This is a genomic window from Rhizobium sp. 05L429, from assembly GCF_056397645.1.
On the sequence record NZ_JBFTNV010000005.1, the window covers coordinates 210,026 to 231,441 of the forward strand.

A 21,416-nucleotide genomic window follows, 5' to 3' on the forward strand; every position below is an offset into this window, starting at 1 on the left:
ACATCCTTAAATTCCATGCTCCAGCCAAAACGGACTATAGCCATGAGCGCACCGCGTACCCTTTACGACAAGATCTGGGCCGACCATCTGGTCGACGAACAGGAAGACGGCACCTGTCTTCTCTACATCGACCGTCACCTGGTCCATGAAGTCACCTCGCCGCAGGCCTTCGAAGGCCTGCGCATGACCCACCGCAAGGTTCGCGCGCCTGAAAAGACGCTCGCCGTCGTCGACCACAACGTTCCGACTTCGCCCGACCGCCATCTTGGCATCAAGAACGAGGAAAGCCGCATCCAGGTCGAAGCGCTGGCCACCAATGCCGCCGAATTCGGCGTCGAGTATTATTCGGCAAGCGACAAGCGTCAGGGCATCGTTCACATCGTCGGTCCGGAACAGGGCTTCACCCTGCCCGGCATGACGATTGTCTGCGGCGACAGCCACACCTCCACGCACGGCGCCTTCGGCGCGCTGGCGCATGGGATCGGCACCTCCGAGGTCGAACATGTCCTGGCGACCCAGACGCTGATCCAGAAGAAGGCGAAGAACATGCTGGTGCGTGTCGACGGCCTGCTTCCGCCGCATGTCACTGCCAAGGACATCATCCTCGCCATCATCGGCGAGATCGGCACGGCCGGCGGCACTGGTCATGTCATCGAATTTGCGGGCGAAGCTATCCGCGCGCTGTCGATGGAAGGCCGCATGACGATCTGCAACATGACGATCGAAGGCGGCGCCCGCGCCGGCCTGATCGCCCCTGACGAAAAGACCTTCGAATACATAAAGGGCAAGCCGCGTGCGCCAAAGGGCGAGGCGCTGGAACAGGCGATTGCCTACTGGAAGACGTTGCAGACCGATGAAGGCGCTCATTACGACCGCGTCGTCGTGCTCGATGCCGCCAACCTGCCGCCGATCGTCTCCTGGGGTTCCTCGCCCGAAGACGTGATTTCTGTGCAGGGTATCGTACCGAACCCTGACGATATCCAGGACGAAACGAAGCGCACCTCCAAGTGGCGTGCGTTGGACTATATGGGCCTGAAGCCGGGCACGCCGATGACCGACATCAACATCGACCGCGTCTTCATCGGCTCCTGCACCAATGGCCGCATCGAAGACCTGCGCGCTGTCGCCAAGGTCGTCGAGGGCAAGACCGTTGCCTCGACCGTCAACGCCATGATCGTTCCGGGCTCCGGCCTCGTGAAGGAACAGGCGGAGCAGGAAGGCCTCGACAAGATCTTCAAGGCTGCCGGCTTCGACTGGCGCGAGCCGGGCTGCTCCATGTGTCTCGCCATGAACGACGACCGCCTGAAGCCGGGCGAGCGCTGCGCCTCGACGTCGAACCGCAACTTCGAAGGCCGTCAGGGCTTCAAGGGCCGCACGCATCTCGTCTCGCCGGCCATGGCCGCCGCAGCCGCGATTGCCGGCCACTTCGTCGATATCCGCGAGTGGAACTGATCGCTCTCGCACATCTGACATGAAAAACGCCCGGTGCATCCGCACCGGGCGTTTTATTTTAATGGCATAGTAATGACACTCTTTTGACCGAATTTCACCCTTTCGGATAATCGACTTGCCCCGCTGCTTGTGTGCGTGATTGAATCTGCGCTCCCGGGATGAGCGTTTGAGTTGATATCGCTGGGGAGAATGATCAATGGGAAAGAGATTATTGGCAGTCCTGCCGATTGCCCTCGTCGCCTTTGCTTCAATGGCGCCGGTTGGTCCTGGCATCGCTGCTCCACTCTACGCAGAACCGCCCGCTATTGCCGGCATCGTGCGTCTCGCGCAGGCAGGGCAAAGATACATGAACGGCTATCCCGGCTATAAAACGCAGCGTACGGGATATCGGCGGGCTTCGGATGGATACTGGTATCCACCTCAGGCATTCCGTGGAAATAGGGATTACACCGGTTCGATCCGGTCGCAGCCTCGTTTGCGGAACACCTGCAGCTACGGATTCACGCCGACCAACGGCTCGCAATATTGCAATTATTAGACTGTGTTCGAGACGGCGGCTGTCGACATGACAGCCGCAGCTTTGTTTTACAGTGTTTAGAAGGTCGCGGTGTAGGGGTCCGGCCCCATGCGGGCGCCTGCATTGTCAAGCTTGGCGATGGCAGCCATGTCGTCACCGTCGAGCTTGAAATCGAAGACCTTGAAGTTCTCCTCGATGCGCGACGGCGTCACCGATTTCGGTATGACGACGAGGCCGGTATCGATGTGCCAGCGGATGATGACCTGAGCAGGCGTCTTGCCATGTTTGGCCGCGATCTGACCGATGGCTGGATTGGAGATGAAGCGACCCTGACCGAGCGGGCTCCAGGATTCGGTAGCAATATTGAGCTTCTTGTGCGCTTCCTGCGCCGCCTTCTGCTGGAAGTCGGGATGCAGCTCGATCTGGTTGATGACGGGAACCACGCCGGTATCGCCGATGATGTGATCGAGATGGTCAGGATAGAAGTTCGATACGCCGATGGAGCGCACGCGCCCTTCCTCCCTCAGGCGCACGAAAGCCTTCCAGGTTTCGCGGTAGAGCCCGCGATGCGGCGATGGCCAGTGGATGAGATAGAGATCGATATACTCGCTGCCGAGCTTTTTCAGGCTGACCTCGAAGGCACGCAGCGCATTGTCATAACCCTGGTCGGTATTGCGCAGCTTCGTGGTGAGGAAGATATCCTTGCGGTCGACACCTGCCGACCGGATGCCTTCACCGACGCCCTCTTCATTGTCATAGCCGGAAGCCGTGTCGATATGACGATAACCGGCGGCAAGTGCGGTGCGCACGGTCGGAGCCGCGATATCCTGCGGGGTCTGCCAGACGCCGAGACCGACCTGGGGAATGGAATGTCCGTCATGGAAAGTGATGATGGGCTGAGTGGTCACAATATATCTCCGTAAGTTTGAAGATTGGCCAAGACTGAATTCGATGGGCACGAATTGGATGGGCATGATTTGAACCCGCGCGGCGGGTTTCCCTGGACGCATTGCAGCCTGCGCGTCCGGTCGAAAACCCATATAGGACAGAGAGCCCGCAATACAATCAGAGAACGCGAAGGATCGTTCCCTTTCTTAGGTAGGGCAGGATGCGGCGCATGTCGCGGGCGCTGATCGCGACACAGCCGGCGGTCGGCTCATATCCCGGCCGGATGAGATGGAAGAAAATCGCCGAGCCGCGGTTGCGCGCCCGTGACGTTACGTTCCAGTCGAGCACCAGGCAGATATCATAGAGTCCGTCCTTCCGCTTCATCTCCTCATGACTTGGCTTGAACGGTGCCTGGATCGGCCGGTTGTAGTTCGCATTGTCCGGCTGATCGCACCACAGCATGCCGGTGCGGATGCGCTTGATGGGCAGCGCCGAGGCAAGATGACCGTTTCGCTCGCCGCGCCGGAAGCCGTAGAGAAGCCGCATGCTGCCGATCGGCGTTGCTCCGTCGCCTTCCCGTTTTGTCACGGTGCGGCCGCTACGGCCGATCGCGGCTGGCAATACAAGTGGGCCAAAACGGACGATGGCCCTGCTTGTTTTGCCTGGTGCCGCCCGCACAACGAGCGTTGAGGGCCTGTCGCTTCGCTCTCGCCTTGTTTTTTCCATCTTTCTCGCATGTTGTTGAATTGCCTTGGGCTTCGATTGAAATCATATCAGGCCCCGAGCGGCAACCGCAGACCAGCAATCCTTGCCAAATGCGGAATTTGGCGTAGGAGTATCTGACAGAACGCAAGGACGCACCCGCATGACCGCACGCACCATTCTTCTGGTGGATGACGACGACGACCTTCGCCAGACGCTGACGGAGCAATTGTCGTTGTATGAGGAATTCACGGTTTTGCAGGAAGCGACCGCGGGCAAGGGGGTCCAGGCCGCCCGCTCCAACCCGGTCGATCTGCTGATCATGGACGTCGGTCTGCCTGATATGGACGGCCGCGAGGCGGTGAAACTGCTACGCAAGGGCGGCTTCAAGGCGCCGATCATCATGCTGACCGGCCACGACACGGATTCCGACACGATCCTCGGCCTTGAGGCCGGCGCCAACGACTACGTCACCAAGCCCTTCCGTTTCGCCGTGTTGCTCGCCCGCATCCGTGTGCAGCTTCGCCAGCACGAGCAGAGCGAGGACGCCACCTTCACGGTCGGCCCTTATCTCTTCAAGCCGAGCCAGAAGCTGCTGACGACCGACAACGGCCAGAAGATCAGGCTCACGGAGAAGGAAGCGGCAATCATCCGCTATCTCTACCGAGCCGAACAGAAGGTCGTCACCCGCGACGTACTGCTGGAAGAAGTCTGGGGTTACAATTCCGGCGTCACGACCCATACGCTGGAAACCCACGTCTACCGCCTGCGCCAGAAGATCGAGCGTGATCCGTCCAACGCCGAGATCCTCGTGACGGAGAACGGCGGCTACAAGATCATCCCGTAGAATGTCTCTTTCCGACGATATTCATCTGCTTTCGCAGCTGCCGCTCTTCAAGGACATGAACGACGACCAGCTCCGGCTGATCGCCTTCGGCGCCGACCGACGCGTGATCGCTGCCGGGCAGATGCTGTTTCGTCAGGGCTCGCCCGCCGAAAGCGCCTATGTGATCACCAGTGGCAGCCTGGAACTCAGCGTGACAGGCTCCGACGGCATGGGCCGGACCGAAGCCATCGCCGGCGCCGGAGCGCTGATCTCGGAACTGGCGTTGATCACGCTGGTGGAGCGCAAGTTCACGGCAATCGCACGCGAGGATACCGGCATCATCCGCATCACCCGGGCGCTGTTCCATCGTCTGATCGAGGAATATCCGTCGGCGGCGCGCATTATGGAAAACCGTATCCGCGACAGCATCGCCGATCTTGCTGCTCAGGCCGCAAGCCAGTTTAGCCGCTTCAGCTGAGCTTTCTCAGAGATTGAGATGCACGGTCACCGGCACATGGTCGGACGGCCGATCCCAGCCGCGCGCTTCCTTCAGCACCTCGATGCGCTGCAGATGCGGACCGAGATCGGGCGAGGACCAGATATGGTCGAGACGTCGGCCTTTGTCGGCAGCTTCCCAATCCTTCGCGCGGTAGCTCCACCACGTGTAAAGCTTCTCGTTGGCAGGCACATGCTGGCGCATGAGATCGTGCCAGCCGCCACGCTTCATCACCTCGAGCAGCCCATCGGTTTCGACGGGCGTGTGGCTGACGATCTTCAAAAGCTGTTTGTGAGACCAGACATCGTGTTCCAGCGGTGCAATATTGAGATCACCGACGAGAATGGCTGACGTGTTCGGCTCGGCGCTGGCCTTGAGGTTCTTCATCTCCTCGATGAAATCGAGCTTATGGCCGAATTTCGGATTGATCGTACGATCCGGCTCGTCGCCGCCAGCAGGAACATAAAAATTGTGCAGGCGGATACGCCGGTTGCCGCGCTCGAAGACCGCCGAAATATGGCGCGCATCGCCGACATTGCAGTAATCCTGCCGGTGATCCTCAGTCAGCGGCACACGGGAAGCGATGGCAACGCCATGATACCCCTTCTGGCCGTGGATGATGATGTGCTCGTAGCCCATGGCGCGCAGCGGCGCGAGCGGGAAGAGATCGTTCGTAACCTTGGTTTCCTGCAGGCAGAGGATATCGGGCCTGTGCTTCAGCACGAGCTGCTCGACGATCGGCATGCGAAGGCGCACCGAATTGATATTCCAGGTGGTGATTGAGAAGCTCATGCCATGCCCTTTCAGATCCCTCTGAAAAGGCTTTAGAGCAAAGGCGGTAACGAGAAAACCGGTCGCAGACAAAACCGGCCGGCGATCAACTGAAAAGCGTCACAGCATCAGGCTTAGAAGAGGTAGAGCGCTCTGTGCGTCCGAATGGAGAATGGACGCACAGCGCTTTAGTCGCGGTTTGCCGAAGTGCCTTTGATATCCTCATAGGGCACGCGGAAGACGCGATCCTCGAAGGCCATGCCGGTCTTGACGTTGAAGATCATCACGGACGTATCCTTGCCCTGATTGTCAGTGATCGTCCATTGACGCAGGTCATAGGTCTTCGGGTCAAACATCATAGTGATGGTCGAGTTGCCGAACACCGTATTGTTGCCGAGCGAAATCGTCGTCAGATCCGACTCTTCCTTTACGCCCTTCACCATGCCGGCGGAGAGATCGATATGGGGAGCAAGCAGCAGGCTGAGTGGCGTCTTGGAGAGCGGATAAAGATCCCAGGTCTTCAGTTTCACATTGCCGATGGCAACGTTTCTCCCGTCGGCGATGACGCGCATGGGCGACGGATCGTCATAGTTGAAACGCAGCTTGCCCGGGCGCTGGATAAAGAACTTGCCGCCCGTCTGTTCGCCGCGCGGGCCAAATTGCACGAATTCGCCCTGCATGGTGGCGACAGCGGAGAAATGATCGGCAATGGCCTGTGCCGTGACGCTGTTGGCGGCAGGGGCTGCCGCCTGGGCGAAAGCGGGAAACGGAACGGCGCTTGCAACGGCGGCAGCGGCAAAGACGCCAAGGACCTCGCGGCGGGTTACCGGCAGGCCGGAAAAGATGGATGCGGAGTTGGTCATGTGAACCTCCTGTATGCAATCTGAATGCCGCCGAAAGGCGGCGTCTTCAAGGCGCCGCCATTGCCCGGTGAAAGGTAACGGATTACATGCCCCGGGGTTTCCATCGGATGGGTTGCGCCGTCAAATTTTCCGTCGTCAGCGGTCGAGGATATCTCCGTCGGTCGGCACGAGGATTTCGCGTTTGCCGGCATGGTTGGCAGGGCCGATGATGCCCTCCTGCTCCATGCGTTCAACAAGCGAGGCAGCGCGGTTGTAGCCGATGCCCAGCCTGCGCTGGACATAGGAAGTGGATGCCTTGCCGTCCCGCAGGACGATGGCGACCGCCTGATCGTAGGGATCCTCTGAATCGGCAAGATTTGCCGTGCCGGCTGGACCGCCGCCATACTCGCCATCCTCGTCGTCATCGGCAGTGATGGCATCGAGATATTGCGGCGAACCCTGCGTCTTCAGGTAGGTGACGATTTCTTCGACCTCGACGTCTGACACGAACGGGCCGTGGACGCGCTGGATGCGGCCGCCACCTGCCATATAGAGCATGTCGCCCATGCCGAGCAGCTGTTCTGCACCCTGCTCGCCAAGGATCGTACGGCTGTCGATCTTCGAGGTCACCTGGAAGGAGATACGGGTCGGGAAGTTTGCCTTGATCGTGCCCGTGATGACATCGACCGACGGACGCTGCGTTGCCATGATGACATGGATACCTGCGGCGCGCGCCATCTGCGCAAGGCGCTGCACGGCGCCTTCGATATCCTTGCCGGCGACCATCATCAGGTCGGCCATTTCGTCGATGATGACGACGATATAGGGCATCGGCTGCAGGTCGAATTCCTCTGTCTCGTAGACCGCTTCGCCCGTCTGCCGGTCGAAGCCGGTCTGCACGGTGCGCGAGATCGTGTCGCCCTTGGCAAGCGCCTGCTCGACGCGCGTGTTGAAGCCATCGATGTTGCGCACGCCGATCTTCGACATCTTCTTGTAGCGCTCTTCCATCTCGCGGACGGTCCACTTGAGCGCCACGACAGCCTTCTTCGGATCGGTCACGACAGGCGAGAGCAGGTGCGGAATGCCGTCATAGACGGAGAGTTCCAGCATCTTCGGGTCGATCATGATCAGTCGGCATTGCTCCGGCGTCATGCGGTAGAGCAGAGACAGGATCATAGTATTGATGGCAACGGATTTACCGGAACCGGTGGTACCGGCCACCAGCAGATGCGGCATCTTCGCGAGATCGGCGATGACGGCTTCGCCGCCGATCGTCTTGCCAAGCGCCATCGCGAGCTTCGCCTTGGAGCCTTCGAAGTCGCGTGACCCTATCAGTTCACGCAGATAGACGGTTTCGCGCGTTTGGTTCGGCAATTCGATACCGATTGCGTTACGGCCCGGCACAACGGCGACGCGGGCGGCGATCGCGCTCATCGAGCGGGCGATATCGTCGGCAAGGCCGATGACACGGGAAGACTTGATGCCGGGAGCCGGCTCCAACTCGTAGAGCGTGACAACCGGGCCCGGCCGGACGTGGATGATCTCGCCCTTGACGCCAAAATCCTCCAGAACGCCTTCCAGCATGCGGGCATTCTGCTCCAAGGCATCGGCCGAGAGCGTGGAATCGCGCACCACATTCTTGGGTTCCGCGAGCAGATGCATGGACGGAAGCTGAAAACCTTCCGGCCGGATGAACGAACCCTGCGCCTCGCGTTCGACGCGGGCGCCGGGCTTCGGACGGGCCGAGGCGGGAATAACGCGCGGTTCGGGTTTACCGGCCGATTTTGCCGGCGCGCGAATCGTCCAGTCATCGTCGTCGTCCGGCAGGATATCGGCCGGACGCGGCGGCATATCGGTGTCGAACGGCGGATCGTCGTCCTCATCGTCATCGTCGTTGAGCGAGACGGAGGGAGCCGAGACGACCCGGCGGCCAGATGCGGCGCGCGGGTCCATGGAGGGATCCATCCGTTCGCCCCGCGCTGCGGGCTTGGCGCGCACCGGCTCGTTCAGCGTACCGAATTCGTCGTCGTTGAAATCATAGGGCGATTCGAAATCGCTCTGGCGGCGCTTACGCGGTCCCATACCGAAAAGCCTTCGGAAACGCGCCTGGTTCATGTACCAGGCATGCGTCATGGCGCCGCTAAAGGCCATCCAGCGGGATCCGTCATCGTCCTCGTCCTCATCGCCGACGACACGCACTTTGCTGCGGGTATCGACATATTCCTCTTCTTCGTCCTCCTCATCGAGCTCGGTGCGGCCGACGATGCCGGCAGCAAAGAGCATCATCCACGCGGTCGGAACGGCGAAGATACAGCCGACGGCGGTGGCGAAGACACCTGTCGGATAAGCGCCGACGAAGAGTGCAGGAAAACGCAGGATCATGTCGCCGATAACGCCGCCGATGCCGTTCGGGATCGGCCAGGTGAGCGGAGGCGGGAAACAGCCGATGACGGCGGAGGAAAACACTGTGCCGGCAAGCCAGGCTCCGGCGCGCGCCGGAATGCGGCTGATGCGGCGGCCGGAAATCAACGCCAGCGCCCAGGCAACGATCGGCAGCATCCCAACGACGCTTGCCAAACCCAGGAATTGCATGGCGACGTCGGCAAAGGCAGCACCACTAGAACCGAGTACATTGGTCGGCAGGTTGCCGGTAGCGTAGGAATAGCTGGGATCGGTGACGTTCCAGGTCGCAAGTGCTGCAACCGCGAGCGCTAAGAGCAGGAAGATCGCAAAGCCGATGAGAGCCTGGATCTGCCGCAGCATGAATGCCGAGAAGGAGAACCGGTCAGGACGGCCATCCATTGCCGGCGACGTGCTTCTTGCCATGTTCTAACCCGTCCAATGCCTGAGGGCACGCGAATCGCCAATACTTCGCCGCGCCAAATGCGTCCGCTCCACCTAATCAGAGCGGGGTTAAAGCGATGTTAACCATGCATATGGCGGATCGCTAAAAAGAAAAAAGCCCGAACCTTGGAAGGTCCGGGCCAAGAGCGGCTTATTGTTGGATAGGCCGCGACGGGCTGTTCAGCGGCGCCCTTGTGCCGGGCGCCGCAAACCCTGTGATCAGGAGTGGTAAGCGGCTTCGCCGTGCGTTGCGAGGTCGAGACCTTCGCGCTCGGCTTCGACCGGAACGCGCAGGCCGATGACGACGTCGACGATCTTGTAGAGGATCGCCGAGCCGATGCCCGACCAGGCGATCGTGATCAGTACGCCCTTGAGCTGATTGAAGACCTGTGCACCCGTGCCCAGATAAGTGGCTGCGAAGTCGGGCGTCGAATAGTCGACGATACCAGCGCCGCCGAGAGCCGGGTTGACGAGAATGCCGGTGCCGATGGCGCCAAAGATACCGCCAATGCAATGGACGCCGAAGACATCGAGCGAGTCGTCATAGTTGAACTTGTTCTTCACGACGTCGACGAAGAAGTAGCAGACCGGTGAGACGAGGAGACCGAGAACGATCGAACCCATCGGCCCGGCGAAACCGGCAGCCGGGGTAACGGCAACGAGACCGGCAACGGCACCCGAAGCGGCACCGAGCATGGAAGCCTTGCCGCGGGTGAAGCTTTCAACGATGCACCAGGAAACAGCGGCAGCAGCCGTTGCGACGAAGGTGTTGATCATTGCGAGCGATGCATAGCCGTTGGCTTCGAGGTTGGAGCCGGCGTTGAAGCCGAACCAGCCGACCCAGAGAAGCGAGGCACCCACCATCGTCAGGGTCATGGAGTGGGGAGCCATGATTTCCTTCTTATAGCCCGTGCGCTTGCCGAGCATGATGGCGCCGATCAGGCCGGCGACACCGGCATTGATGTGAACGACCGTACCGCCTGCGAAGTCGATCGCGCCGAGGGAGAAGATGAGACCGGACGGGCCGCTATAGGCGCTCGGGCCGCCCCAGAACCAGACCATGTGCGCCATCGGGAAGTAGACGAAGGTGACCCAAAGGACGACGAAGAGCATGACGGCCGAGAACTTGATACGCTCGGCAAAGGCGCCGACGATCAGGGCCGGCGTGATGCAGGCGAAGGTCATCTGGAAGCAGATGTAGGTGAGTTCCGGAATGGCCACGCCCTTGGAGAAGGTCTCGACGAGCGAAGACGGCGTCACACCGGCAAGGAAAGCCTTGGAGAAGCCGCCGACGAAGCTGTTCAGCGAGCCGCCATCCGTGAAGGCGAGCGAATAGCCGTAGGTGACCCAGATGATCATGACGACGGCCGTGATCATGAAGACCTGCATGAGAACCGACAGCATGTTCTTGGCGCGGACGAGGCCGCCGTAGAACAGCGCCAGGCCCGGGATGGTCATCAGGAGAACGAGCACCGTGGAAATGAGCATCCAGGTGTTGTCGCCCTTATCCATCGTCATGGCTGGAGCGGCGGCTGCAGCATCGGCAGCTGCCGGGGCGGCTTCCTGCGCGAAGGCAACGACCGGCGCCAGCAGAGCGGCGGAAAGCGCGCCAAGTCGCGTCAGGTTAGAGGAAAACTTCGAAATTGACATTGGAAATAGCTCCTTGATCTGCCGTTCTTTTTACAGCGCTTCTGAATCGGTTTCGCCCGTACGGATGCGCACGGCATGGTCGATCGAGTAGACGAAGATTTTGCCGTCGCCGATCTGGCCGGTCTTGGCAGATGCTGCGATGGCCTCTACCGCCTTGTCGACGATTTCGGATGCGACCGCGATTTCGATCTTGAGCTTCGGCAGGAAGCTGACTGCATATTCAGTACCGCGATAGATTTCAGTGTGTCCCTTCTGACGACCGTAGCCCTTCACTTCGGTTACGGTCAGGCCCTGAATACCGATCGCCGTGAGGGCCTCGCGGACCTCATCGAGCTTGAACGGCTTGATAATGGCCATCACAATTTTCATCTGGTTTCCCATCCTTCGTTATCCCTCGGCGCGGAGCCGACTCTCCTTGCCGCTGACTGTTTCTTCAACAGCGACCGGCGATAGACATTCAAAGGACGTGCCAGATTCGTGACAGTCTATAAGTTATTGAAATATAAAGATTATAATTGGGAACGCCAATAAACAGGCAGATGATGGGCCAATAAGCGCATAAATAATGCGCAAATTTATAAAGATGCCTACTATTTATTCATTTGCCTTTTTCCGAATCAGGCCCTCCTGCGCCACCGACGCGATCAGCGCACCGGATCGCGTAAACAGGCTGCCACGGGTCAGTCCTCGGGCGCCTGAGGCTGATGGACTGTCCTGCGTGTAGAGCAGCCAGTCGTCGAGCTTGTCCGGCCTGTGAAACCACATCGCGTGGTCAAGGCTTGCGACCTGCAAATTCTGATCGAAGATGGACGTTCCATGGGCATGCAGCGACGCGTCGAGCAGCGTCATGTCTGAGAGATAGGCAAGTACGGCAGCCTGATAAAGCCGGCTGTCCGGCACGGGACCGGTGGCGCGAACCCAGACATCCTGACGCGGCTCGAGCTTCTCGCGGGTGAAATAGTGCTTGAGCGAGATCGGCCTGATTTCGATCGGCCTTTCGCGCTCCCAATATTTGCGCACTGCCGCCGGCGCATGGGCGAGGTACTGTTCCTTGATCTGCTGTTCGCCGAGCAGCGTTTCCGGCATCGGCACTGATGGCATGGGGATCTGGTGATCGAAGCCCGCCTCTTCCACCTGGAACGAGGCCGACAGCGCAAAGATCGCCCTGCCGTGCTGGATCGCGACGGCCCGGCGCGTATTGAAGCTCGATCCGTCGCGGATACGCTCGACCTGATAGATGATCGGCACGGAGGGATCGCCAGGACGCATGAAATAGGCATGCAGAGAGTGAATGAAACGTTCGTCATCGACGGTCCGGTGAGCCGCCATCAGCGCCTGCGCGATCACCTGTCCGCCGAACACCCGCTGCCAGCCGACCTGCGGGCTGCGGCCTCGGAAGATATCGACCTCGATCGGCTCGATATCGAGCGTCGAAATCAACGTTTCCATAGCGGTGGGCTTGTCCGTTTGCTCCGTCATTTTGTTCGGCTCCCGGCGGTAGGAAGTGGCAGTGTGATGATCTATATAGATCGCATCTGATCGTAGAAAGTAACAGGAGCGGATGATGCTGGATTTGCTGGTTGTGGGCGGAGGTTATGTCGGCCTGTCCGTGGCAGTGGCGGTCAAGCAGGCTGCACCTCACCTTGACGTCGCCGTCGTCGAAGCCGCACCCGAACATGTCTGGCAGAAAGACATGCGCGCCTCCGCCATCATCGCCGCTGCAACGAAGATGCTTGAGGTCTTCGGCATCTGGGCCGAGATCGAGCCGGAGGCCCAGCCGATCACCAAGATGATCGTCACCGACTCCAAGATGTCCGATCCCGTCCGTCCGATTTTCCTGACCTTCAACGGTGAAGTGGCCGAGGGCCGGCCGTTTGCCCACATGATCCCCAATGTCGTCATGGTCGGCGCGCTGCGCGGCGTCTGCGAACGGCTCGGCATCGAGATCCGCCACGGCCTCAGCGCCACGGGCCTGACGACCGGTGATACCAATATCGAGGTCAGCCTGTCCGACGGCAGCACGCTGCAATCGCGCCTGCTGGTTGCCTGCGACGGCGTGCGCTCCAGGCTGCGCGACTTTGCCGGCATCAAGACCGTCACCTGGGATTATGGTCAGTCCGGCATCGTCACAACCGTCGAGCATGAGCGCCCGCACAATGGCTGTGCCGAAGAGCACTTCCTGCCCTCCGGCCCCTTCGCCATCCTGCCGCTACGCAACAACCGGTCATCGCTGGTCTGGACCGAGCGGACGAACGATGCCAACAGGCTCGTTGCCGCCGACGATCTGGTTTTCGAGGAGGAACTGGAGCGCCGCTTCGGCCACAAGCTCGGCACTCTCAAGGTCGTCGGCGACAAGCGCGCCTTTCCGCTTGGCCTGACACTCGCCCGCTCCTTCGTCGCACCGCGCTTCGCGCTTGCCGGCGATGCCGCACACGGCATCCATCCGATTTCCGGCCAGGGCCTCAATCTCGGCTTCAAGGATGTGGCGGCACTTGCCGAAACCATCGTGGAAGCCGATCGCCTCGGCCTGGATATCGGCGCCATCAACATTCTCGAGCGCTACCAGAGCTGGCGCCGTTTCGACACCTTCCGCATGGGCGTCACGACCGATGTGCTGAACCGGCTCTTTTCCAACGATATGGCGCCAATCCGCATCGCCCGCGACTTCGGCCTCGGCATCGTCGATCGCCTGCCCGGTCTGAAGTCCTTCTTCATCGGCCAGGCTGCGGGAACGACAGCCAAGGACAATCCGCGACTGCTCTCAGGCGAAACGATTTGAAATGAGAGCAATTCCAGCAAAGGGTGCAGCGGTTTTGGAATTGCATAAAAACAAAGAAATTCTCTAGAAATCAGTCCTCGAGCGTGCGCGCTTCCGAAACCAGCATGATCGGAATGCCGTCCCTGATCGGATAGGCAAGCCGCGCCTTTTCCGAAACCAGCTCATTATGCTCGCGGTCATAGGAAAGCCGCCCCTTGGTGAGCGGGCAGACGAGAAGTTCGAGAAGTTTGGGATCGACCCGGCTCAGCTTTTCGTCCACGGCGCCTCTACTGCAACACGGTGTCGGAATCGCCGAAAACGCGAGCGAGCACGATTTCGGTAATGGCGATCAGGGTTTCCGCCCTGGTCTTCAGGTCGGGTGCCTCAAGGAGCGCCTGCTTTTCGGCCGGGCCGAAGGGCGACATCATGGCGAGCGAATTGACGAGGGTGAGGTTGCTGGCGCGCTCCACACTCTCCCAGTCCGCCTCCAGCTTGTTGGCGTCGAGATAGGCCTTGAAGGCCGTCAGCAGCGCATTGCGGTCGACGGCATCCTCCTCGTTTTCGGCCGAAAGGTCCGATATGAACGGCGCGATACGGAAAGTGCGGAACGGCTGGCCGTGCGATCGCTCCCCCAGCAGCCGGAAACGGCATACGCCCGTCAGCGAGACGATATAACGCCCATCACCGGTTTCGGCATAGGAGGTGATCCGGCCAAGGCAGCCGACAGCTGCAAGTTCCGGCGCATGCGCCTTGTCCTCATGTTCGCCGTGCGCCGGCTGCACCATGCCGATCAGACGGTTTCCGGTGAGCGCAGCATCGAACATCGCAAGATAACGCGGTTCGAAGATATTGAGAGGCAACTGCCCGGCAGGCAGGAGAAGCGCACCTGTCAGGGGGAAAACAGCAATTTCGTCCGGTAGATCGCCGGGCTTCAGGTATCTGGCATTGCCCACTTGCATGAAGACTGGTCCCGCACTCTTGCGACGGGCGCGTCTAACGCGTCCGCCCTGACGAGAAATGTGGTGCCCTTGTCTGAAAACGCAAGGGCGAAGGTGCAAACTCAGGAAAACAGGATCGAGGAAAGCTTGCGGCGGGCCGAAACCGTCGCCGGATCCTTGAAACCCCAGACCTCGAAGAACTGCAGGAGCTGGCGGCGGGCGCCGTCATCATCGAAGGTGCGGTCCTTGCGCATGATGGTGAGCAGATGCTCGGCTGCCTCATCGCGCTTACCTTCGACATTGAGGATCTTGGCAAGCTTCAGGCGCGCTTCATGATGATCGGGGTTCAAAGCCAACTCACGTTCCAGGGCGATCGGATCGCCGAGCTTGCGGGCTTCTTCGATTTGGTCGAGCTTCTTCAGAACCGCCTGAATGCCGGTATCCTTGGCAAGCTCTTCCGGCAGCTCGCTCAGCATCTGGCGGGCCTCACCATGCTGACCAGCCACAATCAAGCACTCCGCCACGCCGGCAAGCGCCTTGGTGTTTTCCGGATCGGCCTGCATGACGGCACCATAAAGCTGTCCCGCTTCATTGATGTTCCCGGCAGCAAGCAACTCGCCAGCTTCGGTGAGAACCCCCTCGATCTCAGCAGCCTGATCGGCGCCTGCAGGACCTGCAAGGCGATCGATGAACTGGCGGACCTGGCTTTCCGGCACCGCACCCATGAAGCCGTCGGCCGGGCGGCCGTTGACAAAGGCGATGACGGCGGGAATGGACTGAATGCCGAGCTGGCCGGCGATCGACGGATGATCGTCGATATTCATCTTGACCAGCTTGACGCGGCCCTGCCCCTCGTTGACGACCTTTTCAAGCACCGGCGTCAGTTGCTTGCACGGACCGCACCAGGGCGCCCAGAAATCGACCAGCACCGGCTGGTTGCGCGATTCCTCCAGAACATCCTTGGTGAAATTCGCTGTCGTCGTGTCCTTGATATGGCCGCCCTCCACCGCAGGCTGCGGTGTCGTGCCGAAACTTGCCGTTGCCGACATCTGGTTGCCGAAGGAGCCGTTATAGGGATTGTCGCTGCCGCTCATAGATATCTCCCGCCGCGCCGATCTGCCGGCGTCTCTCTGATAGCGCTAAAATCGTATGTCAGGACGTCACTTTCAAGACAAGCGGCTTATGCCCTGTCGCTTCCATGAATCGTATCAGATCGGCGCTGGCGAGCGAAGTCGTCGCGTCGTTGGAGAGTGGATGGCAGTTGATGATGTCATCATGCATAAGATGCGCATCGAGCACGAAGGTGACATTGTTGCCGGTATCGTTGATCGCGCCGAGCGCGGTCACAGCGCCCGGAATGACACCAAGATATTCCATCAGCTTCTCGGCTTTGCCAAAAGAGACGCGTCCGGAAGCGCCGATGATGGTATGGACCTGCTTGAGGTCGACGACGGCATTTTCCTCCACGGTCAGCAGGAAATAACGATCTTTCTTGTCCTTCACGAACAGGTTCTTGGTGTGTCCGCCGGGGATCTCGTCCCGCAGCGCCGCCGATTCGGCTACCGTGAAGACGGGCGCATGGTCCTTGGTACTGTGGGCGATGCCGAGGCCATCGAGAAAGGCGAGAAGATCCTGGCGAGTCTTGGGCTTGTTTTCGGTCATCATCATTCCATCAGACAAGAGTAAGGCAGATTGGACTGTCTGCTTAAGTCCGCCTCGCGAGCTTGGCAATCTTCAGGACCGACGCGTTGCCCTGCATTCGCGGCGTTTCCGAAGCCGGTTCTCCGCCATCCGAACTTTTCTTCGTTTTTCCGTCATTTCCCTGTTGCATTTGAAAATCGTTTGGGCGATATAGCGCCCGTCGCCGCAAGGTGGCGCCCACGGTCCGCTACTTACTACCCCGGACCTGTGTGGATTGAGCGGGTGTAGCTCAGGGGTAGAGCACAACCTTGCCAAGGTTGGGGTCGAGGGTTCGAATCCCTTCGCCCGCTCCAGTTTCTCAAAACTTTCCCAACCGATTAAATGAAAAGTGCGGCTCGCTACGCCCCACGTTGGCTATTTCCGCGGATCGAGCAGGTCGCGCAGGCCGTCGCCGAGAATGTTGAATCCGAGCACGGTGACCATGATCGCAAGGCCCGGAAAGAGCGACATATAGATGTTGAGGCCGAGATAATTGCGGCCATCGCTCATCATCGCTCCCCATTCCGGAAGCGGCGGCTGCGCGCCGAGCCCGAGGAAGGAAAGACTTGCGGCCGACAGGATGACCGTGCCTGCCGTCAGCGTCGATTGCACGATGATCGGGCCGATCGCGTTGCGCAGGATGTAATGCGTCATGATTCGGTGGCGCGACACGCCGAGCGAGATCGCCGCTTCGACATAATCCATCGCCTTGAGGCCGAGCGTCAGGTTGCGGCTGAGCCGCGCATAGACCGGCACCGAAAAGATCGCGATGGCGATCAGCAGGTTCACCAGGCTGGTGCCGAGCACGCTGACGATCAAGATGGCAAGCACGATGCCCGGGAAGGCGAAGAGGATATCCATGCACCACATGATCGCCTGGTCGACATAGCGCCCGGTCATGCCCGAGACAATGCCGAGCGGCACGCCGACGACGACAGCGAGCCCGACGCTGAGGACGACCTCTAAAAGCGAGATACGAGCACCGTAGAGCACGCGGGCGAAAATATCCCGGCCATTGTCATCGGTGCCGAAGGGGTGCTCCCAGGATGGTTCCAGCATGGTCGAAAGCAGATCCTGAGAATAGGGATCGGCCGAGGTGACGAGCGGCGCAAAGATTGCCATCAGCACGATGATGCCGATCAGCCCGCCGCCGATAGTGATGCCCTTATGCGTCGCAAGCCAGCGCAAGGCGCGGCGCATACCGCTGCTGCCGGTCGCAACCTTTTCCGCTTCGCTCACCGCCATCAGTCGAACCTTATCTTCGGGTTGAGCGCAGCGATCATCATTTCCGCCAGGAAATTCATGACGACGACGCCTGTCACAGCGACCAGCGTCACACCCTGAATGACCGGATAGTCGCGATAGCGCACGGAATCGACCAGCAGGCGACCGATGCCCGGCCAGTTGAAGACCGATTCGGTGACGACGGCGCCGCCGATCAGACTGCCGAAATTCAGGCCGGCGATGGTGACGATCGGGATCAGCGCGTTGCGCAGCGCATGGCTCCAATAGATTGAGCTAGGCGCCACACCCTTGGCCCGCGCCGTGCGGATATAATCCTGCGCCAGCACCTCGATCATGCTGGAGCGCGTCATGCGGGCGATGACAGCCATCGGCAGCACCGCGAGCGTGATCGACGGCAGGATGAAGCTCTTCCATGAGGTGGCGCCGAGAAGCGGCAACCAACCGAGACTGACGGAGAACGTATTCATCGCCATCAGCGCCAGCCAGAAATTGGCGATGGAAGCGCCGGCGATGGCAAGCAACATCACGGCCTGGTCCGGCCAGCCATGCCGGTAGATCGCGCCGATCATGCCGGCCGGGACACCGATGGCGATCGCCAGCAGATAGGCGGTGATCGCAAGGCCGAGCGTAAAGGGCATCCGCTCGGCGATTTCATCGACGACAGGCAGCTTCGACTTGAGGGACATGCCGAGATCGCCCCTGACGGCGCCATAGGCAAACGAACCATATTGTTCGGCGATGCTGCGGTCGAGCCCCAGCCGGGCGCGCATATTATCGACCGCTTCCTGCGTGGCTTCGGGGCCGGCCATCATGCGGGCCGGATCACCGGGAAGCGCGCGGATGGCGATGAAGATGAGCAGCGACACGCCGATCAGGATCAGCGGCAACGCGAGCAGCTTCTTGAGAAGATAGGCTTTCATCGGACCGTCATTGTCAGTGATCGGACGGACGACGCAATACGCAGCCCGCCCGGATACGCATCAGTCCTTGGTGGCTTCCTTGACCACGACTTGGCCTCCCGGGATGACCCAGGCACCCTTCACGTTATTGCGGGCAGCATAGAGATCCTGCGTCGTATAGAGGAGAACGTGCGGCGCCTGCTCGTTGACCTCCTTTTGGGCATCGACATAGACCGCGTTGCGCGCCTTCTCGTCCAGTGTCGAGGCCGCCTTGTCGATCAGCTCGTCGAGCTTCGGATCGTTGAAGAAGCCGAGATTGGCGCTGGCAGGCGAAGCACTTGCCGAATAGTAGAGCGGCCGGAACTGCAAGTCGGCGCCGTTGACGCCGGAAGACCAGGAGGCGATCACCGAACCCGTATTGGCAGCCGCCTTGCCGGCCGGATCAGCAAAGGCGGCCTTTGCCCAGACACCGCTTTCCATGCGCTGAACGTCAAGCTTCACCCCGGCCTTCGCCCACATGGCCTGCAGCAGTTCGCCAATGCGTGCCTCGGGCTCCTGCACGATGGTGGTCATCGAGAAACCATCGGGATAGCCGGCATCGGCGAGCAGCTTCTTCGCCTTGTCGACGTCATAGGTGTAGGGCGCAAGCGTCTTGTCATAGCCGGGCGTGACCGGCGCCAACGGCGAATTTGCCGGCGTCGCATTGCCCTGCATGATCGCCTTGACGAGGCCGTCCCGGTCGGTCGCATAGTTCAGAGCCTGGCGCACACGCACATCGTCGAGCGGCTTCAGCTTGGTGTTGAGCGAAACCCAGAACACTGCCGAACCATCCGACTTGTTGACCTTCATGTCCGAGTTGGCCGCGAGCTGCTTGGCAAAGGCGGCCGGCAGCGGATTGACGATATCGGCATCACCCGTCTGCAGCGCCATGTTCATGACCGACGGCTCGGCCGTCCAGGTCCACTTGATCTCGTCGGCACCTTTCGGGGCGCCTCCCCACCAATCGGTGTTCTTCGTTTCCAGTACATATTCGCCGGACTTGTATTCCTGCAGCTTGTAGGGACCGGTGCCGACTGCCTTGCTGCCGATCGTGCCGGCAGCATCTGCGGTCGGGCTGACCATGAGGCAGGCGCCTGTGGTCAGGAGCGCGAGAAAGGCCGGATAAGGCTTTTTAAGCTTGAACTGCACCGTGGAAGGATCGATAGCGCTGACACTGTCGATGAAGGTGCGCAGACGGCCGCTGGCGGCAAGACCGCGCTTGGTGTCGAGATGGCGTGTAAAGTTCTTGACCACGGCATCGGCATCGAACGGAGTGCCGTCATGGAATTTTACGCCCTGGCGCAGCTTGAAGGTCCACACGATGCCGGCATCGTCGCTCGACCACTCCGTAGCAAGCGCAGGCTGGAGAGTAAGGCCTTTGGCGCGGGCGAGAAGCCCCTCATACATCGGGTCCAGAACCGCGGCCGTGAACGTCGCGGTCTGATCGCCCGGATCCATCGAGCGCGGCGCTTCGGTCTGCATGACCGTCAGCGTGGAAGCGAAGGCAGAAAACGGCACAAACAGCGCTCCGGCGACGGCGCAGCTCAATGCAAACTGGCGAGTGCTAATAAATTTCTTGCGAATGATTTCCATTGGTTCACCCTCTTGTTGATTCTTGAAGCCGCCTTTCGGTCGGCCTTGATCAATTTTTGTAATTTATTTTGATTGATTGGTTCATTTTGTGAACTTATTGTCAAGGCAAAATCAGAAGCAACAGGGTCAGGAATTGAATGTTCAACTCATCGCAGCGCGAGCTTCTGCGGGTCATAAGCGAGTCCGGTCCCCTCAGCCGGACCGACCTTGCGGCCGCGATCGGGCTGAGCAAGGCGGCGATGAGCGGCATTGCCCGCGAGCTGATCGAGCGCGGCGTGCTGCATGAAACGGAAACGGTCTACGGCCAGGGCCGTCCCTCCGTCCTGCTCGACCTGAAACCCGAATGCGCCTTCTTCATCGGCATCTCGCTTTTGGAAGATCCTGCGCCGATGATCCTCAGCGACCTCAACGGCAATATCATCGCCCGTCAGCAGCTGCCCCATTCCCGCGACCCCAAGGTCATCGCCAATGCCATCGCCTACTGCCTGCCGGAAATCCTGAAGGGCCACCCGCAGGCAAGCTCGAAGCTTGCCGGCATCGGCGTGGCGCTGTCCGGCTTCGTCGATGAAAAGCAGGCAACCTGCGTACAGTCCACCCTGCTCGGCTGGCAGGACGTACCGCTCGCCGATATCATCCGTCAGGCGAGCGGCGTCGACACCTTCATCGAGAACGACGCCAAGGCCGTGGCCGTCAGCGAGAAGCTCTTCGGCATTGCCCGCGACACGCCGAATTTCTCGGTCGTTTCACTCGGAGACGGCATCGGCTGCGCCCATTTCATCGACGGCAGGCTCTATCGCGGCAATCATGGCGGCGCCGGCGAAATCGCCCATGCGACGATAGAGCCGGGCGGCGCGCCCTGCCGCTGTGGCAAGCGCGGCTGCCTGGATACCATTGCTTCCATGAAGGCGATCAAGGAAATGGCGCGAACCGCCGGCCTGAAATGCGCCTCGCTGTCGGAACTGGAAGAGGAAGCCTCGCACGGCACGGCCGAGGCGATCGCCATCATCCACAAGGCCGGCGCAGCACTCGGCCTGGCGATCTCGCATCTGATCCAGATGAACGATCCCGGCATGATCCTCGTCACCCACGTCGATGGCTCCTTCGATGGCCTGTTCGGCACGGTCGTGCAACAGGCGATCGAAGCCAATGTTCTCCCGCGTTATGCCGGCCAGACGCCAATCCGCACCCGCCGCGTCGATAGCGACGTCTGGGCGCGGGGGGCTGCCAGCATCGCCGCCCATAATTTTCTGATTGGTCCCAATATAAGCTGAGGTTT

The 21,416-nt window shown here is 60.4% G+C and carries 21 protein-coding genes and 1 tRNA gene; 7 read left to right on the top strand and 15 right to left on the bottom strand.

Annotated elements, in window-relative coordinates:
- The first annotated feature begins 42 nt into the window (after positions 1 to 42).
- Positions 43 to 1,452 (top strand): 3-isopropylmalate dehydratase large subunit, encoded by a 1,410-nt coding sequence (leuC, locus tag AC1DNW_RS07270; protein WP_113308694.1) that lies wholly within the window; start codon positions 43 to 45, stop codon positions 1,450 to 1,452.
- 196 nt (positions 1,453 to 1,648) lie between these two features.
- Positions 1,649 to 1,990, top strand: a complete 342-nt coding sequence (locus tag AC1DNW_RS07275) for a cell surface protein (RefSeq protein WP_477852267.1) — start codon at positions 1,649 to 1,651, stop codon at positions 1,988 to 1,990.
- A 56-nt stretch (positions 1,991 to 2,046) separates the two neighbouring features.
- On the opposite strand, the gene AC1DNW_RS07280 is transcribed toward AC1DNW_RS07275, so the two are convergent.
- On the bottom strand, positions 2,047 to 2,877 hold the full coding sequence (locus tag AC1DNW_RS07280) for an aldo/keto reductase (RefSeq protein WP_113308692.1): 831 nt from the start codon (positions 2,875 to 2,877) through the stop codon (positions 2,047 to 2,049).
- A gap of 157 nt (positions 2,878 to 3,034) precedes the next feature.
- On the bottom strand, positions 3,035 to 3,583 hold the full coding sequence (locus tag AC1DNW_RS07285) for a L,D-transpeptidase family protein (RefSeq protein ID WP_113308691.1): 549 nt from the start codon (positions 3,581 to 3,583) through the stop codon (positions 3,035 to 3,037).
- A gap of 139 nt (positions 3,584 to 3,722) precedes the next feature.
- On the opposite strand from AC1DNW_RS07285, the gene AC1DNW_RS07290 reads away from it, so the two are divergent.
- The gene (locus AC1DNW_RS07290; RefSeq protein ID WP_112564470.1) at positions 3,723 to 4,406 is read left to right on the top strand and encodes a response regulator transcription factor; all 684 of its coding nucleotides are present in this window, start codon (positions 3,723 to 3,725) and stop codon (positions 4,404 to 4,406) included.
- A gap of 1 nt (position 4,407) precedes the next feature.
- The gene (locus AC1DNW_RS07295) at positions 4,408 to 4,863 is read left to right on the top strand and encodes a cyclic nucleotide-binding domain-containing protein (RefSeq protein ID WP_113308690.1); all 456 of its coding nucleotides are present in this window, start codon (positions 4,408 to 4,410) and stop codon (positions 4,861 to 4,863) included.
- Positions 4,864 to 4,869: 6 nt separating this feature from the next.
- Here AC1DNW_RS07295 and AC1DNW_RS07300 read toward each other — a convergent pair whose 3' ends face one another.
- From AC1DNW_RS07300 to tesB, 6 genes are all read right to left on the bottom strand, one after another.
- Entirely contained in the window at positions 4,870 to 5,673 is an 804-nt protein-coding gene (locus AC1DNW_RS07300) for an exodeoxyribonuclease III (RefSeq protein ID WP_113507240.1), read from the bottom strand.
- 167 nt (positions 5,674 to 5,840) lie between these two features.
- Positions 5,841 to 6,515 (bottom strand): outer membrane lipoprotein carrier protein LolA, encoded by a 675-nt coding sequence (locus tag AC1DNW_RS07305; RefSeq protein WP_113299592.1) that lies wholly within the window; start codon positions 6,513 to 6,515, stop codon positions 5,841 to 5,843.
- 135 nt (positions 6,516 to 6,650) lie between these two features.
- Positions 6,651 to 9,320: an FtsK/SpoIIIE family DNA translocase gene (locus AC1DNW_RS07310; protein WP_477852269.1), complete on the bottom strand. Its 2,670-nt coding sequence runs from the start codon at positions 9,318 to 9,320 to the stop codon at positions 6,651 to 6,653.
- A 237-nt stretch (positions 9,321 to 9,557) separates the two neighbouring features.
- Positions 9,558 to 10,988: an ammonium transporter gene (locus tag AC1DNW_RS07315; protein WP_113299590.1), complete on the bottom strand. Its 1,431-nt coding sequence runs from the start codon at positions 10,986 to 10,988 to the stop codon at positions 9,558 to 9,560.
- Between the two features lie 30 nt (positions 10,989 to 11,018).
- Entirely contained in the window at positions 11,019 to 11,369 is a 351-nt protein-coding gene (locus tag AC1DNW_RS07320; protein ID WP_007814595.1) for a P-II family nitrogen regulator, read from the bottom strand.
- Between the two features lie 213 nt (positions 11,370 to 11,582).
- A complete protein-coding gene (gene tesB / locus AC1DNW_RS07325) occupies positions 11,583 to 12,467 on the bottom strand; it encodes an acyl-CoA thioesterase II (RefSeq protein WP_113308687.1) in 885 nt (294 codons plus the stop codon).
- Positions 12,468 to 12,552: 85 nt separating this feature from the next.
- Between tesB and AC1DNW_RS07330 the strand changes: the two genes are divergently transcribed.
- A complete protein-coding gene (locus AC1DNW_RS07330) occupies positions 12,553 to 13,767 on the top strand; it encodes a ubiquinone biosynthesis hydroxylase (RefSeq protein WP_113308686.1) in 1,215 nt (404 codons plus the stop codon).
- Positions 13,768 to 13,837: 70 nt separating this feature from the next.
- Here the strand turns inward: AC1DNW_RS07330 and AC1DNW_RS07335 are convergent, their stop codons facing one another.
- The 4 genes from AC1DNW_RS07335 to AC1DNW_RS07350 form a co-directional block, all read right to left on the bottom strand.
- Complete coding sequence (locus AC1DNW_RS07335; protein ID WP_007814601.1) at positions 13,838 to 14,026, bottom strand: Trm112 family protein; 189 nt, start codon at positions 14,024 to 14,026, stop codon at positions 13,838 to 13,840.
- Between the two features lie 7 nt (positions 14,027 to 14,033).
- Positions 14,034 to 14,705, bottom strand: a complete 672-nt coding sequence (locus AC1DNW_RS07340; protein ID WP_113299587.1) for an LON peptidase substrate-binding domain-containing protein — start codon at positions 14,703 to 14,705, stop codon at positions 14,034 to 14,036.
- A gap of 101 nt (positions 14,706 to 14,806) precedes the next feature.
- Positions 14,807 to 15,778, bottom strand: coding sequence for a thioredoxin (trxA, locus tag AC1DNW_RS07345; protein ID WP_113308685.1), 972 nt, complete (start codon positions 15,776 to 15,778; stop codon positions 14,807 to 14,809).
- Positions 15,779 to 15,836: 58 nt separating this feature from the next.
- Positions 15,837 to 16,346 (bottom strand): prolyl-tRNA synthetase associated domain-containing protein, encoded by a 510-nt coding sequence (locus tag AC1DNW_RS07350; protein ID WP_113308727.1) that lies wholly within the window; start codon positions 16,344 to 16,346, stop codon positions 15,837 to 15,839.
- A gap of 257 nt (positions 16,347 to 16,603) precedes the next feature.
- Here AC1DNW_RS07350 and AC1DNW_RS07355 point away from each other — a divergent pair.
- Positions 16,604 to 16,678 (top strand) — tRNA-Gly (locus AC1DNW_RS07355).
- 61 nt (positions 16,679 to 16,739) lie between these two features.
- Here the strand turns inward: AC1DNW_RS07355 and AC1DNW_RS07360 are convergent.
- From AC1DNW_RS07360 to AC1DNW_RS07370, 3 genes are read right to left on the bottom strand one after another with little or no spacing between them, the layout of a single operon-like run.
- Positions 16,740 to 17,609 (bottom strand): ABC transporter permease, encoded by an 870-nt coding sequence (locus tag AC1DNW_RS07360; protein ID WP_113308684.1) that lies wholly within the window; start codon positions 17,607 to 17,609, stop codon positions 16,740 to 16,742.
- On the bottom strand, positions 17,609 to 18,529 hold the full coding sequence (locus AC1DNW_RS07365) for an ABC transporter permease (RefSeq protein ID WP_113308683.1): 921 nt from the start codon (positions 18,527 to 18,529) through the stop codon (positions 17,609 to 17,611). Before AC1DNW_RS07365 ends, AC1DNW_RS07360 begins: the two co-directional genes overlap by 1 nt.
- Positions 18,530 to 18,589: 60 nt before the next feature.
- A complete protein-coding gene (locus tag AC1DNW_RS07370; RefSeq protein ID WP_477852272.1) occupies positions 18,590 to 20,065 on the bottom strand; it encodes an ABC transporter substrate-binding protein in 1,476 nt (491 codons plus the stop codon).
- 212 nt (positions 20,066 to 20,277) lie between these two features.
- Here AC1DNW_RS07370 and AC1DNW_RS07375 point away from each other — a divergent pair, with 212 nt between their 5' ends.
- Entirely contained in the window at positions 20,278 to 21,411 is a 1,134-nt protein-coding gene (locus tag AC1DNW_RS07375; RefSeq protein ID WP_113299582.1) for an ROK family transcriptional regulator, read from the top strand.
- Positions 21,412 to 21,416 lie beyond the last annotated feature (5 nt).

Bases quoted from the DNA above. Each gene is read 5' to 3' on its own strand.
- leuC (WP_113308694.1), top strand. From the start codon at position 43: ATGAGCGCACCGCGTACCCTTTACGACAAGATCTGGGCCGACCATCTG.
- AC1DNW_RS07275 (WP_477852267.1), top strand. From the start codon at position 1,649: ATGGGAAAGAGATTATTGGCAGTCCTGCCGATTGCCCTCGTCGCCTTT.
- AC1DNW_RS07285 (WP_113308691.1), bottom strand. From the start codon at position 3,583: ATGGAAAAAACAAGGCGAGAGCGAAGCGACAGGCCCTCAACGCTCGTT.
- AC1DNW_RS07290 (WP_112564470.1), top strand. From the start codon at position 3,723: ATGACCGCACGCACCATTCTTCTGGTGGATGACGACGACGACCTTCGC.
- AC1DNW_RS07295 (WP_113308690.1), top strand. From the start codon at position 4,408: ATGTCTCTTTCCGACGATATTCATCTGCTTTCGCAGCTGCCGCTCTTC.
- AC1DNW_RS07300 (WP_113507240.1), bottom strand. From the start codon at position 5,673: ATGAGCTTCTCAATCACCACCTGGAATATCAATTCGGTGCGCCTTCGC.
- AC1DNW_RS07305 (WP_113299592.1), bottom strand. From the start codon at position 6,515: ATGACCAACTCCGCATCCATCTTTTCCGGCCTGCCGGTAACCCGCCGC.
- AC1DNW_RS07310 (WP_477852269.1), bottom strand. From the start codon at position 9,320: ATGGCAAGAAGCACGTCGCCGGCAATGGATGGCCGTCCTGACCGGTTC.
- AC1DNW_RS07315 (WP_113299590.1), bottom strand. From the start codon at position 10,988: ATGTCAATTTCGAAGTTTTCCTCTAACCTGACGCGACTTGGCGCGCTT.
- AC1DNW_RS07320 (WP_007814595.1), bottom strand. From the start codon at position 11,369: ATGGGAAACCAGATGAAAATTGTGATGGCCATTATCAAGCCGTTCAAG.
- tesB (WP_113308687.1), bottom strand. From the start codon at position 12,467: ATGACGGAGCAAACGGACAAGCCCACCGCTATGGAAACGTTGATTTCG.
- AC1DNW_RS07330 (WP_113308686.1), top strand. From the start codon at position 12,553: ATGCTGGATTTGCTGGTTGTGGGCGGAGGTTATGTCGGCCTGTCCGTG.
- AC1DNW_RS07340 (WP_113299587.1), bottom strand. From the start codon at position 14,705: ATGCAAGTGGGCAATGCCAGATACCTGAAGCCCGGCGATCTACCGGAC.
- trxA (WP_113308685.1), bottom strand. From the start codon at position 15,778: ATGAGCGGCAGCGACAATCCCTATAACGGCTCCTTCGGCAACCAGATG.
- AC1DNW_RS07350 (WP_113308727.1), bottom strand. From the start codon at position 16,346: ATGACCGAAAACAAGCCCAAGACTCGCCAGGATCTTCTCGCCTTTCTC.
- AC1DNW_RS07360 (WP_113308684.1), bottom strand. From the start codon at position 17,609: ATGGCGGTGAGCGAAGCGGAAAAGGTTGCGACCGGCAGCAGCGGTATG.
- AC1DNW_RS07365 (WP_113308683.1), bottom strand. From the start codon at position 18,529: ATGAAAGCCTATCTTCTCAAGAAGCTGCTCGCGTTGCCGCTGATCCTG.
- AC1DNW_RS07375 (WP_113299582.1), top strand. From the start codon at position 20,278: ATGTTCAACTCATCGCAGCGCGAGCTTCTGCGGGTCATAAGCGAGTCC.